The sequence below is a fragment of the Flavobacterium gyeonganense genome (assembly GCF_029625295.1).
Lineage (GTDB): Bacteria > Bacteroidota > Bacteroidia > Flavobacteriales > Flavobacteriaceae > Flavobacterium > Flavobacterium gyeonganense.
The window spans coordinates 2,060,051-2,079,061 of the sequence record NZ_CP121112.1 but is presented as its reverse complement, the minus strand read 5'-3'; the positions used below and the strand labels follow the sequence as shown (position 1 = coordinate 2,079,061).

Here is a 19,011-nt window from a genome sequence, read left to right as displayed (position 1 = left end):
ACTGCTCCATATACTTATAGTTTTGAGGGAGGTGCTTTTACAGGAACCAGAACATTCACGGTTTCCGATAATGGAACAGACCAAACGATACATTATATCGTAAAAGACAATAATGGTTGCACTTTCTCAGGATCAGTTGTTATCAACAGATTAAACGCGCCTGTAATTTCAGGTATTACCCATACCGATATTTACTGTACTCCAGCGTCTCGTACTACCAGTACCGTTACTGTTGCCAAGGCAGCAGGAACAGGAGTTGGAGCGATTACTTATGAGATTACGGCTCCTGCCGCTTCTGTGACTTCAAACAATACGGGTATTTTCACCGGATTGGCCGGAGGAGTTACTTATAGTTTCAAAGTAAGCGATGCGAGCGGTTGTTATGCTACAGGTTCTCACACAGTTCCTGTTGTTACACCAATTGCAGTGATTGCTACCAAACTAAATGATATTTATTGTAATGGAGGTTCTACAGGTTCTATCAGATATGATGTGAGCCAGTTTTCTTCTACTTACAGCTATAAAGTTAACACAGCTCCTGCAGTTACAGCTCAGAGTGCGGCTTCATTTACCCTGCCAAACCTTGGAGTAGGTACTTATGCTGTTGTTTTCACAGATGAGACTACAGGCTGTACATCATCTACTTCTATCACTATTACCCAGCCTAGTTTATTAGGAGCTACAGCTTCAAGGGTAAATGCGAATTGTAATGTTGCTACCTCTAAGGTTACAATAACCGCTACAGGTGGTACTCCAACATATACTTATGCTTATAAACAAGACGGAGTTGCTGCTGTGGCATCAGATTACGTTGCCAGCAACAGTGCGGATCTAAATCCGTCAACAAATGCCAACTGGGATGTTTGGGTTAAGGATGCCAATGGCTGTACATTTAAAGTGGATGTTGCTGTTGAAAGAGACAGTACCCCATCATTAACTGTATCAGTAGACAACCAGTGTACGGGATCAGGCAGTGGCTTTACTATTACCGCTACGCCATCATCGACAAGTCTTGCTCCATTGAGCTATAGTATTGGTGGTGCTACTGGCACATTCCAGTCCAGTCCTGTCTTTACGGTTTCAGCAGGTACTTATACTGTTCATATTAAGGATGCCAACGGATGTGTTGTTCCATCATCAGCCGTTACGGTTTATCCACAGCTTACCGCTACATCAGCAGTAACCAGAGAGCTTAGCTGTTCTCCAACTACGCCAGAGGCCCAGATTACAGTTACGGCTTCGGGAGGCAGAACTTCTTATACTTATGAGGTTTCCACAAATGGAGGTACTTCCTACAGTGCTATGGCTACTAATGTCTATACAGCATCAGCATCGGGTACTTATACATTCAGAATTACAGATGCCAACAGCTGTACAGTTACCACTACCGCTACAGTGAATTCGATTTCAAGCCCTACAGTATCAGCTTCACAAGTGAATGCGAGCTGTAATGGAAATTCTAATGGTTCAGTTACCTTAACAGGATCAGGTGGTTCAGGCGGTTATACTTACAGTAATAACGCTACAAGCGGCTTTACAACCACAGCTACCTTTACAGGATTGGCAGCTGGTTCTTATACATTTTATGTAAAAGACAGCAAAGATTGTCCAGGTTCAGTTAATGTAACTATTACCCAGCCAACAGTCTTGACTACTACAGCCACTGCAGGTACTTTTAGCTGTAATTCGACCAATGTTAAGCAGTCTGCAACTGTTACGATCGATGTACCAACTACAGGAACTGCTCCATATACTTATAGTTTTGAGGGAGGTGCTTTTACAGGAACCAGAACATTCACGGTTTCCGATAATGGAACAGACCAAACGATACATTATATCGTAAAAGACAATAATGGTTGCACTTTCTCAGGATCAGTTGTTATCAACAGATTAAACGCGCCTGTAATTTCAGGTATTACCCATACCGATATTTACTGTACACCAGCGTCTCGTACTACCAGTACCGTTACTGTTGCCAAGACAGCAGGAACAGGAGTTGGAGCGATTACTTATGAGATTACGGCTCCTGCCGCTTCAGTGACATCAAATACTACTGGTATTTTCACCGGATTGGCCGGAGGATTTACTTATAGTTTCAAAGTAAGCGATGCGAGCGGTTGTTATGCTACAGGTTCTCACACAGTTCCTGTTGTTACACCAATTGCAGTGATTGCTACCAAACTAAATGATGTTTATTGTAATGGAGGTTCTACAGGTTCTATCAGATATGATGTGAGCCAGTTTTCTTCTACTTACAGCTATAAAGTTAACACAGCTCCTGCAGTTACAGCTCAGAGTGCGGCTTCATTTACCCTGCCAAACCTTGGAGTAGGTACTTATGCTGTTGTTTTCACAGATGAGACTACAGGCTGTACATCATCTACTTCTATCACTATTACCCAGCCTAGTTTATTAGGAGCTACAGCTTCAAGGGTAAATGCGAATTGTAATGTTGCTACCTCTAAGGTTACAATAACCGCTACAGGTGGTACTCCAACATATACTTATGCTTATAAACAAGACGGAGTTGCTGCTGTGGCATCAGATTACGTTGCCAGCAACAGTGCGGATCTAAATCCGTCAACAAATGCCAACTGGGATGTTTGGGTTAAGGATGCCAATGGCTGTACATTTAAAGTGGATGTTGCTGTTGAAAGAGACAGTACCCCATCATTAACTGTATCAGTAGACAACCAGTGTACAGGTTCAGGCAGTGGCTTTACTATTACCGCTACGCCATCATCGACAAGTCTTGCTCCATTGAGCTATAGTATTGGTGGTGCTACTGGCACATTCCAGAGCAGCCCTGTCTTTACGGTTTCAGCAGGTACTTATACTGTTCATATTAAGGATGCCAACGGATGTGTTGTTCCATCATCAGCCGTTACGGTTTATCCACAGCTTACCGCTACATCAGCAGTAACCAGAGAGCTTAGCTGTTCTCCAACTACGCCAGAGGCGCAGATTACAGTTACGGCATCAGGAGGCAGAACTTCTTATACTTATGAGGTTTCCACAAATGGAGGTACTTCCTACAGTGCTATGGCTACTAATGTCTATACAGCATCAGCATCGGGTACTTATACATTCAGAATTACAGATGCCAACAGCTGTACAGTTACCACTACTGCTACAGTGAATTCGATTTCAAGCCCTACAGTAACAGCTTCACAAGTGAATGCGAGCTGTAATGGAAATTCTAATGGTTCAGTTACCTTAACAGGATCAGGTGGTTCAGGCGGTTATACTTACAGTAATAACGCTACAAGCGGCTTTACAACCACAGCTACCTTTACAGGATTGGCAGCTGGTTCTTATACATTTTATGTAAAAGACAGCAAAGATTGTCCAGGTTCAGTTAATGTAACTATTACCCAGCCAACAGTCTTGACTACTACAGCCACTGCAGGTACTTTTAGCTGTAATTCGACCAATGTTAAGCAGTCTGCAACTGTTACGATCGATGTACCAACTACAGGAACTGCTCCATATACCTATAGTTTTGAGGGAAGTGCTTTTACAGGAACCAGAACATTCACGGTTTCCGATAATGGAACAGACCAAACGATACATTATATCGTAAAAGACAATAATGGTTGTACTTTCTCAGGATCAGTTGTTATCAACAGATTAAACGCGCCTGTAATTTCAGGTATTACCCATACCGATATTTACTGTACACCAGCGTCTCGTACTACCAGTACCGTTACTGTTGCCAAGACAGCAGGAACAGGAGTTGGAGCGATTACTTATGAGATTACGGCTCCTGCCGCTTCTGTGACTTCAAACAATACGGGTATTTTCACCGGATTGGCCGGAGGAGTTACTTATAGTTTCAAAGTAAGCGATGCGAGCGGTTGTTATGCTACAGGTTCTCACACAGTTCCTGTTGTTACACCAATTGCAGTGATTGCTACCAAACTAAATGATGTTTATTGTAATGGAGGTTCTACAGGTTCTATCAGATATGATGTGAGCCAGTTTTCTTCTACTTACAGCTATAAAGTTAACACAGCTCCTGCAGTTACAGCTCAGAGTGCGGCTTCATTTACCCTGCCAAACCTTGGAGTAGGTACTTATGCTGTTGTTTTCACAGATGAGACTACAGGCTGTACATCATCTACTTCTATCACTATTACCCAGCCTAGTTTATTAGGAGCTACAGCTTCAAGGGTAAATGCGAATTGTAATGTTGCTACCTCTAAGGTTACAATAACCGCTACAGGTGGTACTCCAACATATACTTATGCTTATAAACAAGACGGAGTTGCTGCTGTGGCATCAGATTACGTTGCCAGCAACAGTGCGGATCTAAATCCGTCAACAAATGCCAACTGGGATGTTTGGGTTAAGGATGCCAATGGCTGTACATTTAAATTAGATGTTGCTATTACAACAGATAATGCGCCAACAGCAGTTACTGCTATTGGAGCTGGTTGTTTGGGTACTCCGGGAGGATACACTATCACTGCATCAGCAACAGGAGGAACAGGAACTTTATCTTACAGTATTAATGGAGGAGGCTCTTATCAGACATCTAATGTCTTTACAATAACATCGATAGGTACATATACTATTCGTGTAAAAGATGCTAATGGATGTACGATAGATAGTAACCCTGTTATTGTGGCTCCACAATTAACTCTAAGTGCTGTTTTAAATAAAGATATTACTTGTAATCCAGCACCAACTGCTGCACAAATTACGTTAACCCCAACAGGTGGTGCAGGACCGTTTACTTATACAAGTTCTCCAAATACTGGAACTTTTGTTGGAAATGTATTTACTACTAATGTATCAGGAAATTACACTTTCACAGTTACAGATGCTAATTTATGTTCTGCTTCAACTACAACAGCAATTGTGGTTACGCCAACTGTTAATCCTGATATTACCGGAATTGCTCAGACACAATCTATTAATTGTAATGGAGATGATACTGCAGCAATTAATATAACAATTGATAATACCAAAGGATTAGCTCCATTTGTATTTAACGTATTGAATACAACAACAGGAACTAATTACGGAACTCAGACTTCTGGTTTAGCAGCAGGTAATTACACAATTACAGTAACTGATGCTAAAGGTTGTACAGATACTGGAAGTATTATTATTTCGCAACCTAATCCTATTGTGGTTGATTTCGATGTTGATCCTATTACTTGTGGAGCAGGAGGTGTTTCATTAGGAAGAATTATCGTAAATGGAGTAACAGGTGGAACTCCAAATTATACTTACCATGTTACGGGAGTGAATGGCTACAATCAGAAGTTCACAAATCAGCCAGGTACATCACAAGTATTTGATATCGTTAATTTTGGATTGTATGAATTAATTGTTACTGATGCAAATGGTTGTCAGAGCCTGCACCAAAACATTTTGGTTGCATCACCACCAGATGATTTAGATATTACTGTTTCACCATCTCCGGTGGTTTGTTCGGGAACTGGGTCTGCACTTGTAGCTGTAAGTTCTTCTCCGACAAGTACCATTGGTAACGGACCATTTTATTTCAGTTTATACACAGGATCTGTTCCTTCATATCCATCAGGTGTATGGTTGGCAGAAGATGCAGTTGGTAGTAAAAAAACTACATTTAATAATTTGATTGCAGGTGTGACTTATACTTTTGTAGTATATGATGCAGATGCAACTCATGGAGGTACAGGAACAGGATGTTATTATTTTGAAACATCACAATTTCCAATTGGAACAAATTCAACAATTACGGTTACTCCTTTAACAGAAAGTAATATTACTTGTAAAGGAGCAGCAAACGGAAATGTAACATTCACAATGAATCATACTTATGGAGTAGCTACACCAGTTACATACCAAATTTACAATTCACAAAATGTTACACCGGTTGGTGGATTAATTAGTACAATTATTCCGGCTAGTGGATCATTAGCTGTAAATAATTTTGGAACATTGCCATTCGGTAATTACTTTGTGTTAATTACTGAAGATGCAGGTGCAACAAATGCAGGTTGTAGTGTTGCTTCAGCACCATTTGAAATTACAGAATCTGCTATTGATTTATCGGTTGCAGCTTCAAAAATTAAAAATGTAAATTGTAATGAAGCCGGTGTTATTGCTGCTCAGGCAAAAGATGGTACAGCACCTTATACCTATCAATATTTGTTAGCATCAGCTACACCACCAACAGCAAGTACAGTAGGTTGGACTGGAAATACAACTTTTGCAACAAGTGCAACAGGAAATTATATTGTTTACGCAAAAGATGCTTATGGTTGTATTAAAACTGCAGCTGTAACATTAGATGCAGATGATGCACCTATAGTTACTCCGCCAGCAACTTCGGTTTGTTATGATGGAACACCTTTTACCATTACTTTTTCAGGAACAGTTGATCCTGACTTAGTAGGAGGAGCTACTTATAGTGTTAACGGAAGTGCTTTCCAAAGCTCACCAAGTTTTACATTTAATGCCTCAGGGACTTATAATTTAGTGATTAAAGATGGAAATGGATGTACGGATGATGTTGATTATATAGTATATCCAAGATTAAACTTATCTGCATCATTGACAAAAGAATTGGATTGTACATCAAGTCCAGAAGCAGAAATAACTTTAACAACTACAGGTGGAAACACAACACCTGCTGCTAATTATACTTATGAAGTAAATTTCAATAACGGAGGTTTTGTTTCTGCTACAAATCCATATTCTGCTACTACAGCCGGAAATTATGTGTTTAGAGTTACAGATGCTAATAATGCTACGGTGTGTCGAACAACAACTAGTTTTGATTTAGATCCGATTACACCAACGGTATTTACTACAACAGAAACAAATGTAAGTTGTAATGGAGTTGCCGATGGTACTATTACTGTGAATGTAACTTCAGGAGTAGGTCCTTACGAATATCAATTGAATGCTGGAGTCTTCCAAACTTCTAATGTATTCACTGGATTAGCAGCTGGAACAGCTTATACTATTACAGTTAAAGATGCAAAATCATGTCTTTATCCAAAAACTCCAATTACCATCACCGAGCCATCAGTATTGGCAGCTACATCTTCAGTTACGCCATTTGGTTGTAATTCAGGCAATGTGCCGCAGCCAGCAGTTGTTACGGTAACAGCTACTGTTGGTACAGGTACAGCACCATATACTTATAGTTTCAATGGCTCAACGACCTATACTTCTGTTAACAGCTTGGTTGTTTCAGACAATGGCACAGACCAGGTTATTGTTTATTCTGTTAAGGATGCTAATGGCTGTATTACAGGTGGAAGCGCTACAGTAGATAAATATTTACCATTAACGGATATTACTTTTGCTGTGACTACAGCACCTGTTTGTCCGAGCAATGTTGCCGATATTACCCTGACAGTAACCGGCGGATATGTTCCTATGGCTAAATACGAAATCATTTCGCCAATCAGTGTTGATAATGGTAACAATGCATTGTTTACCGGTCTGGCCCCTGATACTTATTTATTCAAAGTAACTGATGCCAATGGGTGTTCAATAGAGAGAAATTACAAAATTGTTCCGGTAACCCCAATTGCTATTGCAGGAGCTATGTTAAATGATATTTCATGTAATGCAGCAGACGGTACTACCAATAACGGATCAGCACAGTTTACCGTTACAGGCTTCAGTGCCACTGGCAATTACAGCGTTGTGACTTCTCCGGCAGTTGCAGCAGCGCAGATATCACAATCTGGTGATGTGATTACCTTAACAGGATTATCAGCAGGTACTTATACAGTAACTGTAGAGGACAATACTACACATTGTTCGGCAAACGCAGCAGTTACTATAACAGAGCCAAACCCGATTGCTTTCACGGCATCAGGTACAAAAGTGTTCTGTTCACAGGATATTTCAAGCATCACAGTTAGCGCGGTAACAGGTGGAACAGGCTCTTATACTTACGCTGTTGTACAAGGCGGTTCAGCCGCACCGGTTGCTTCGGCTTATGGTACAAATGCAGTGATGTCAGTAGATACGAACCTGACAGATCTGTCATGGGATGTTTATGTAAAAGATGCTAACGGCTGTATCCATATGGAGAATGTTGTGATCATAAATAATGCAAGGCCAACGATTACAGTTCCGGCACAGCAATGTTATGTTGGATCAGTCTTGACAGTTGACTTAGATGCCTTGACTACGACCTATAATAGTGTTAAATCATACACAGTAAACGGATCAGCGATTGCTACATCAACAGCTACCTTTACATCACCGGGTACTTATAGCTTAGGAATTAAGGATGATAATGGTTGTGAGGCATTTGTAAGCTATACAATCGAAAAACAATTGTTGGCTACAGCTACATTGACCAAAGACTTGTATTGTGCAGGATCTGTTAATGCTACTATTGATGTTGTTATTACAGATGGAGTTGCACCATATACTTACCAAATGTATGTAGACGGAGTTCCTTCAGGATTAGCAACGCCAACAGCAACAGGCTTTACAGCTTCAGTTTCTACAGCAGGCAGCTATACTTTTGTCATTACAGACAGCAATGCGGCAGTTTGTTCAGTAACAACAAACGCAGCAGTTGTAACTACCCCTGCAACGCCAACAGCTACAGCAGTTCCAACGGCAGTAATCTGTAATGGAGAGAGCAACGGTACAATTACAGTAACAGCTTCAAACGGAGTTGCGCCATATACTTATGCCCTAAGCGGGACAGGTGCCAATGCAAGTGGTAATGCAACAGGAATCTATACAGGTCTTATTGCAGGCACTACTTATTCAGTAGTTGTAACGGATGCCAAAGGATGTGCTTCAGCGGCTATTCCTGTAACGATCACCGAGCCATCAGTATTGGCAGCTACATCTTCAGTTACGCCATTTGGTTGTAATTCAGGCAATGTGCCGCAGCCAGCAGTTGTTACGGTAACAGCTACTGTTGGTACAGGTACAGCACCATATACTTATAGTTTCAATGGCTCAACGACCTATACTTCTGTTAACAGCTTGGTTGTTTCAGACAATGGCACAGACCAGGTTATTGTTTATTCTGTTAAGGATGCTAATGGCTGTATTACAGGTGGAAGCGCTACAGTAGATAAATATTTACCATTAACGGATATTACTTTTGCTGTGACTACAGCACCTGTTTGTCCGAGCAATGTTGCCGATATTACCCTGACAGTAACCGGCGGATATGTTCCTATGGCTAAATACGAAATCATTTCGCCAATCAGTGTTGATAATGGTAACAATGCATTGTTTACCGGTCTGGCCCCTGATACTTATTTATTCAAAGTAACTGATGCCAATGGGTGTTCAATAGAGAGAAATTACAAAATTGTTCCGGTAACCCCAATTGCTATTGCAGGAGCTATGTTAAATGATATTTCATGTAATGCAGCAGACGGTACTACCAATAACGGATCAGCACAGTTTACCGTTACAGGCTTCAGTGCCACTGGCAATTACAGCGTTGTGACTTCTCCGGCAGTTGCAGCAGCGCAGATATCACAATCTGGTGATGTGATTACCTTAACAGGATTATCAGCAGGTACTTATACAGTAACTGTAGAGGACAATACTACACATTGTTCGGCAAACGCAGCAGTTACTATAACAGAGCCAAACCCGATTGCTTTCACGGCATCAGGTACAAAAGTGTTCTGTTCACAGGATATTTCAAGCATCACAGTTAGCGCGGTAACAGGTGGAACAGGCTCTTATACTTACGCTGTTGTACAAGGCGGTTCAGCCGCACCGGTTGCTTCGGCTTATGGTACAAATGCAGTGATGTCAGTAGATACGAACCTGACAGATCTGTCATGGGATGTTTATGTAAAAGATGCTAACGGCTGTATCCATATGGAGAATGTTGTGATCATAAATAATGCAAGGCCAACGATTACAGTTCCGGCACAGCAATGTTATGTTGGATCAGTCTTGACAGTTGACTTAGATGCCTTGACTACGACCTATAATAGTGTTAAATCATACACAGTAAACGGATCAGCGATTGCTACATCAACAGCTACCTTTACATCACCGGGTACTTATAGCTTAGGAATTAAGGATGATAATGGTTGTGAGGCATTTGTAAGCTATACAATCGAAAAACAATTGTTGGCTACAGCTACATTGACCAAAGACTTGTATTGTGCAGGATCTGTTAATGCTACTATTGATGTTGTTATTACAGATGGAGTTGCACCATATACTTACCAAATGTATGTAGACGGAGTTCCTTCAGGATTAGCAACGCCAACAGCAACAGGCTTTACAGCTTCAGTTTCTACAGCAGGCAGCTATACTTTTGTCATTACAGACAGCAATGCGGCAGTTTGTTCAGTAACAACAAACGCAGCAGTTGTAACTACCCCTGCAACGCCAACAGCTACAGCAGTTCCAACGGCAGTAATCTGTAATGGAGAGAGCAACGGTACGATTACAGTAACAGCTTCAAACGGAGTTGCGCCATATACTTATGCCCTAAGCGGGACAGGTGCCAATGCAAGTGGTAATGCAACAGGAATCTATACAGGTCTTATTGCAGGCACTACTTATTCAGTAGTTGTAACGGATGCCAAAGGATGTGCTTCAGCGGCTATTCCTGTAACGATCACCGAGCCATCAGTATTGGCAGCTACATCTTCAGTTACGCCATTTGGTTGTAATTCAGGCAATGTGCCGCAGCCAGCAGTTGTTACGGTAACAGCTACTGTTGGTACAGGTACAGCACCATATACTTATAGTTTCAATGGCTCAACGACCTATACTTCTGTTAACAGCTTGGTTGTTTCAGACAATGGCACAGACCAGGTTATTGTTTATTCTGTTAAGGATGCTAATGGCTGTATTACAGGTGGAAGCGCTACAGTAGATAAATATTTACCATTAACGGATATTACTTTTGCTGTGACTACAGCACCTGTTTGTCCGAGCAATGTTGCCGATATTACCCTGACAGTAACCGGCGGATATGTTCCTATGGCTAAATACGAAATCATTTCGCCAATCAGTGTTGATAATGGTAACAATGCATTGTTTACCGGTCTGGCCCCTGATACTTATTTATTCAAAGTAACTGATGCCAATGGGTGTTCAATAGAGAGAAATTACAAAATTGTTCCGGTAACCCCAATTGCTATTGCAGGAGCTATGTTAAATGATATTTCATGTAATGCAGCAGACGGTACTACCAATAACGGATCAGCACAGTTTACCGTTACAGGCTTCAGTGCCACTGGCAATTACAGCGTTGTGACTTCTCCGGCAGTTGCAGCAGCGCAGATATCACAATCTGGTGATGTGATTACCTTAACAGGATTATCAGCAGGTACTTATACAGTAACTGTAGAGGACAATACTACACATTGTTCGGCAAACGCAGCAGTTACTATAACAGAGCCAAACCCGATTGCTTTCACGGCATCAGGTACAAAAGTGTTCTGTTCACAGGATATTTCAAGCATCACAGTTAGCGCGGTAACAGGTGGAACAGGCTCTTATACTTACGCTGTTGTACAAGGCGGTTCAGCCGCACCGGTTGCTTCGGCTTATGGTACAAATGCAGTGATGTCAGTAGATACGAACCTGACAGATCTGTCATGGGATGTTTATGTAAAAGATGCTAACGGCTGTATCCATATGGAGAATGTTGTGATCATAAATAATGCAAGGCCAACGATTACAGTTCCGGCACAGCAATGTTATGTTGGATCAGTCTTGACAGTTGACTTAGATGCCTTGACTACGACCTATAATAGTGTTAAATCATACACAGTAAACGGATCAGCGATTGCTACATCAACAGCTACCTTTACATCACCGGGTACTTATAGCTTAGGAATTAAGGATGATAATGGTTGTGAGGCATTTGTAAGCTATACAATCGAAAAACAATTGTTGGCTACAGCTACATTGACCAAAGACTTGTATTGTGCAGGATCTGTTAATGCTACTATTGATGTTGTTATTACAGATGGAGTTGCACCATATACTTACCAAATGTATGTAGACGGAGTTCCTTCAGGATTAGCAACGCCAACAGCAACAGGCTTTACAGCTTCAGTTTCTACAGCAGGCAGCTATACTTTTGTCATTACAGACAGCAATGCGGCAGTTTGTTCAGTAACAACAAACGCAGCAGTTGTAACTACCCCTGCAACGCCAACAGCTACAGCAGTTCCAACGGCAGTAATCTGTAATGGAGAGAGCAACGGTACGATTACAGTAACAGCTTCAAACGGAGTTGCGCCATATACTTATGCCCTAAGCGGGACAGGTGCCAATGCAAGTGGTAATGCAACAGGAATCTATACAGGTCTTATTGCAGGCACTACTTATTCAGTAGTTGTAACGGATGCCAAAGGATGTGCTTCAGCGGCTATTCCTGTAACGATCACCGAGCCATCAGTATTGGCAGCTACATCTTCAGTTACGCCATTTGGTTGTAATTCAGGCAATGTGCCGCAGCCAGCAGTTGTTACGGTAACAGCTACTGTTGGTACAGGTACAGCACCATATACTTATAGTTTCAATGGCTCAACGACCTATACTTCTGTTAACAGCTTGGTTGTTTCAGACAATGGCACAGACCAGGTTATTGTTTATTCTGTTAAGGATGCTAATGGCTGTATTACAGGTGGAAGCGCTACAGTAGATAAATATTTACCATTAACGGATATTACTTTTGCTGTGACTACAGCACCTGTTTGTCCGAGCAATGTTGCCGATATTACCCTGACAGTAACCGGCGGATATGTTCCTATGGCTAAATACGAAATCATTTCGCCAATCAGTGTTGATAATGGTAACAATGCATTGTTTACCGGTCTGGCCCCTGATACTTATTTATTCAAAGTAACTGATGCCAATGGGTGTTCAATAGAGAGAAATTACAAAATTGTTCCGGTAACCCCAATTGCTATTGCAGGAGCTATGTTAAATGATATTTCATGTAATGCAGCAGACGGTACTACCAATAACGGATCAGCACAGTTTACCGTTACAGGCTTCAGTGCCACTGGCAATTACAGCGTTGTGACTTCTCCGGCAGTTGCAGCAGCGCAGATATCACAATCTGGTGATGTGATTACCTTAACAGGATTATCAGCAGGTACTTATACAGTAACTGTAGAGGACAATACTACACATTGTTCGGCAAACGCAGCAGTTACTATAACAGAGCCAAACCCGATTGCTTTCACGGCATCAGGTACAAAAGTGTTCTGTTCACAGGATATTTCAAGCATCACAGTTAGCGCGGTAACAGGTGGAACAGGCTCTTATACTTACGCTGTTGTACAAGGCGGTTCAGCCGCACCGGTTGCTTCGGCTTATGGTACAAATGCAGTGATGTCAGTAGATACGAACCTGACAGATCTGTCATGGGATGTTTATGTAAAAGATGCTAACGGCTGTATCCATATGGAGAATGTTGTGATCATAAATAATGCAAGGCCAACGATTACAGTTCCGGCACAGCAATGTTATGTTGGATCAGTCTTGACAGTTGACTTAGATGCCTTGACTACGACCTATAATAGTGTTAAATCATACACAGTAAACGGATCAGCGATTGCTACATCAACAGCTACCTTTACATCACCGGGTACTTATAGCTTAGGAATTAAGGATGATAATGGTTGTGAGGCATTTGTAAGCTATACAATCGAAAAACAATTGTTGGCTACAGCTACATTGACCAAAGACTTGTATTGTGCAGGATCTGTTAATGCTACTATTGATGTTGTTATTACAGATGGAGTTGCACCATATACTTACCAAATGTATGTAGACGGAGTTCCTTCAGGATTAGCAACGCCAACAGCAACAGGCTTTACAGCTTCAGTTTCTACAGCAGGCAGCTATACTTTTGTCATTACAGACAGCAATGCGGCAGTTTGTTCAGTAACAACAAACGCAGCAGTTGTAACTACCCCTGCAACGCCAACAGCTACAGCAGTTCCAACGGCAGTAATCTGTAATGGAGAGAGCAACGGTACGATTACAGTAACAGCTTCAAACGGAGTTGCGCCATATACTTATGCCCTAAGCGGGACAGGTGCCAATGCAAGTGGTAATGCAACAGGAATCTATACAGGTCTTATTGCAGGCACTACTTATTCAGTAGTTGTAACGGATGCCAAAGGATGTGCTTCAGCGGCTATTCCTGTAACGATCACCGAGCCAGCTACTTTAACAGCATCAGCAGTTGTAACACCGTTTGGATGTGATGCTACAAATAATGCTAAAGATGCAATAGTAACAATTACAGCTGGTGGAGGTACTACAGATTATACATACAGTTTTGATGGAGGTACTACTTTCCAGCTATCACCTTCATTCAGTGTGAATACTGTACAAACTATTAGCTATGTAGTGCTTGACGCTAATGGATGTAAGGTAACAGGACAAGCGATAGTTAATCCATATTTACCACCAACAGATATGGACATTATAGCAACTCCTATTTATTGTACATCAGGAAATGTAGCTACAGTAACTGTTAATACAGTAACTGGTGGAGCATTACCATATACATATGAAATTATTTCACCAGCTTCAGCAGTAACTGCTCCAAGCGGAACGAATAGTTTTGCAAGTTTAACACCTGATACTTATATTATTAAAGTAACAGATAACAATGGTTGTAGCATAACTAAACCAATTATTGTTAAAGAAGCTGATAAAATATCAGTTACGCATCAAATTATTAATGATGTATATTGTAAAGGAGGTAGCACAGGAGCTGTAGATTTCACAGTTTCGAATTACATTACTTCGGCTAACTATACATTTAATTTAATAAAAGGTGCAACAACTATAAGTTCATTCACTCAAAACGGAGATGTTATTAGTTACACTGGTCTGGCTGAAGGTAATTATACTTTCACAGTTACAGATGCTGTTTCTGGTTGTTCAGCTCCAATTAATTTCACAATTACTGAACCAGTTGCTGTTTTAAGCTCAACTTCAGTTGCAACAAACATTAATTGTAACGAGGATAATGCAACTATTACAGTAACTGCAAACGGAGGAACTGCACCTTACAGATATGCAGTAGCGAAAGCAGGTGATCCGATTCCAACAAGTTTTGGTCCAAGTAATCAGTTGGTGGTGGATACCAACAATGGTGCTGATGTAAACTGGATTGTATATGTATTAGATAGCAATAATTGTGATGCAAATAATGCTCAGCCTATACAACCGGATGTAAACCCAACTGTTGTCAGCGCAGTAGCTACACAATGTCCAAGTGTAACAGGAACTTATGAAATTACTGTAACAGCAACTGGATTCAATTCAGCATTATTATACAGTGTAGACGGTGTAAGTTTTGATGCAAACAATGTTATCACGGTTAATGCTCCTGGTACCTATAATGTAACAGTAAAAGATGCTAATGGTTGTTCTTCAGCAGTTACTCCTGTTACTATTCTTGAACCACTAGTACTAACACCAACAGTAACTACTTCTCCTTCTTGTACAGATGGTGATGGTATTGTAGCTGTGTCAACAACAGGAGGTTCAGGAAACTATGTTTATAACATCGATGGAGGTGCTTTGGGAGCAACTACACCTTTAACAGGAGTTCATTCGGGATCTCATATTATAGGCGTTAAGGATACAACTACTTTATGTGAAGTATTTGTAACTATAGATCTAAAACCAGCGACTATAATTACAGGATTTGCGTTGACATCAACACCTGTAACTTGTAACGGAGGTAACGATGGTACTATCACGGCCACTATGGATACTCCGGCAGATGGTATTAACGATAATCCAAAATACACTTACAGTCTGGATGGAGGTACAACCCAACAAGATTCACCTGTGTTCACTGGATTAACAGCCGGAACTTATACTGTATTAGTAACATCTGAAAGAGGATGTAAAGCGACAGCAACCATCCCGGTTGATGAACCAGGTATTGTAGCTGTAAATGCAGTTGCTGTTTCGCAATTTACTTGTACAAATGGCAATACATCTAACTTCGCAACGATTACAGTTGATCCTGCAACAGGAGTAAGCGGTGGTTCAGGTACGTATGTGACTTATGAATTTATCAAAAACGGAACTCAGGTTCAAAGCGGTTCTTCAAATACATACACTGAATTTGATTTATCTGGCGGAACTTATACTGTAAATGTTTATGATAGTAATAGATGTATGGGTACTTATACTACAGCAATAAAAATTGCACCATACATTAAGTTAGATAAAATAGATGTTGTGAAAACAGCTATTACATGTACTAATCCAGAAAGTATAAGTGCTACGGCAGTAGATGCTTCCGGTACTGCGATAGCTGGTATTGAATATACTTTAACAGATGTTAGTGGTGTTATTACATTCGCTCCTAATACAACAGGTAATTTTACAGGTTTAGCAGTTGGAGACTATATCATTACAGCATTAAATCCGGCAACAGGATGTAGTATTCAAAAAGTGCATTATGTTAATCAGCCAAATACTTTCGACTTAAATATTGTAAAAGATAGTGATATCGTTTGTTATGGTTCGAATGAAGGTGCGGTTACCGTTACTTTAATAGACAATATTGGTAATCCTGATGAAGCTGGAAGATTCAATTATACAGTATCATTATTGGGAGCAGTAGTTCGCTCAGGAACTTCTGCAACAGCAGGACCACTGCCTTTAACAAATCTGTCGGCAGGTGAATATACTGTTTCTGCAACATTAATCGACAGTCCATTCTGTACAGTGTCTGCAACATTTACAATTGGACAGCCTGATGCAGAATTGAAAATTACAGCAGTTCATAGTTCTATCACTTGTATTCCAGGTAATAATGACGGAAGAATTGTGGCAACTGCAACTGGCGGATGGGCTGGCGGATATGAGTACAAATTGGTAAACAGTGCTGGTACAGTAATTTCTGATTGGTCTGCGACTTATGAATTCCCTAACTTAACAGCTGAAACCTATACTGTAAGTGTTAGAGATACAAAAGGTTGCCCTGTAAGTAGTATTCCTGTAGTTTTAGAAATTCCAAAACCAATTTTGGTAAACGCTACTCCAAGTGCAACGATGTTGCTTTGTAATGGTGACACTAGCGCTACAATTACTGTAACGGCAACAGGCGGCCAGGAAAGTAATTATTTATATACCCTGAATACAATAACGGCTACCGGAACAATTTCTTCAGGACCACAAACTTCACCAATCTTTACTGGTTTAGGAGCAGGTACTTATAGTGTTAAGGTAACTGATGGATTCAATTGTAGCGAAGTTTCTGTTGATGTAACTATTAACGAACCAACAATTGTAACTGCTGAGTTACGTCAGTCATCAGATCCTACTTGTCAAACTCAGGCAAGCTTAACGTTAAGTGCAACCGGAGGAACAGGTTCTTACACATATAGTACTGATCCAAACTTTGGAACAGTATTGGGTTCATTTACTGCTGCAATTCCAGCTGTTATTACTAATGTGGTACCAGGTGATTATAAGTACTATGTAAGAGATACTAATAATTGTGTTGGTGGGTTTGCTGGTATCAAAGTTTCTCCATTAGAAGAGCTTAAAGTAGAGATTGTGACTAAGACTGATGTTAGGTGTGCAGGTGATGAAACAGGAGTTATTACTGCTGTAGCAACAGGTGGTTTAGGAAACTATGTTTATACACTATTAAGAAATGGAGCTCTTGTTAAGGGACCACAAGCGAATGGTAACTTCACAGATCTGCCTGCTGGTACAGATTATGTTGTTCATGTGGATAGTGGTGATTGTCCGAAAGATTCAGAAAAAGTGGAAATCGGAACAGCAATTAATCCTTTAACATTCACAACTGAGCTTACACACGTGACATGTAATGGTAGTAATGACGGTAAAATTGTGATTACTGCTACAGGTGGAACAGGTCAAATTATGTATGCAGTTACTGCTGTTAATGATTTGCGTGAATTCCGTAGTAGCAATGTGTTTAACAATTTAAAACCAGGTATGTATCAGGTACTTGCTCAGGATGTATCAGGTTGTTATTACCTTCCTCAGGAGATTGAGGTGACTGAGCCTAAAGCTTTAACAACAGCAATTGTTGGTGACGTAACACCGGAAGGCTGTAAAGGAGCTAAAGATGGTGGATTCGAAATTGTAATAAAAGGTGCAATAGCTCCATATAGTTATAGTTTGGATAATATTGATGGTCCTTATACTGTTATACCAGGTTCTTATGATAATGTTACAGGAGTGACATATTCTTTCCCAGATATGGCAGGAGGTGAGCATATAGTTTATATAAAAGATGGTATAAACTCAAAATGTATAAATGAACTTGAAGTTATTATACCTGAAGGTGTTGTGCTTGATCCAAAAGCAGAAATTAACTATGACTGTGTGAATAATGCAGCGGCTAATTCAGTAACTATTACTGTTGATTCAAGCATTACTAATCCTGCAGATGTTCATTATGCTCTTGACGGAGGTGCAATTCAGATGGATAAAATCTTTACAAATCTTAACCATGGTCCGCACAAAGTAACAGTAACACATACTAATGGATGTAGTGCAGACGTTAGTTTCGAGATTAAGCCAATTGCTCCATTAACTCTGGCATTAACTGGAGGGCAACCGGAAATGAATGTAATTTCGGTTACCGCTGCAGGTGGATCACCAGCTTATATGTACAGTTTCAACGGAGAAGATTTTACATCTTCTAATACATACAAAGTCTACCAATCTGGAGACTATGAAGTGATAGTTAGAGATCAAAATGGCTGTACAGCGACATTAATTGTGCCTATGACATATGTTGATGTTTGTATCCCGAATTACTTTACACCAAACGGAGACGGTCTTTATGACGAATGGGGTCCTGGTTGTACGAATATTTACAACAACCTTGAGTTCTCTATCTTCGACAGATACGGTCGTGAGATTGCAAAATATCGTTACGGTCAGAAATGGAATGGTAAATACAATGGCGAGGAGTTACCAACAGGTGATTACTGGTATGTTCTTAAACTAAATGACAAGAAAGATGATAGAGAGTTTGTTGGACATTTCACACTATACAGATAA

At 40.6% G+C, this 19,011-nt stretch carries 1 protein-coding gene (running past one end of the window); it reads left to right on the top strand.

Annotation, left to right across the window (positions count from 1 at the left end; genetic code table 11):
• On the top strand, positions 1-19,011 hold the 3' portion of the coding sequence (locus tag P5P89_RS08950) for a T9SS type B sorting domain-containing protein (protein ID WP_278011613.1). The gene continues 9,330 nt to the left of window position 1, outside the view; 19,011 of the gene's 28,341 nt are visible here — the last part of the coding sequence; the start codon falls outside the window, past its left edge; its stop codon occupies positions 19,009-19,011.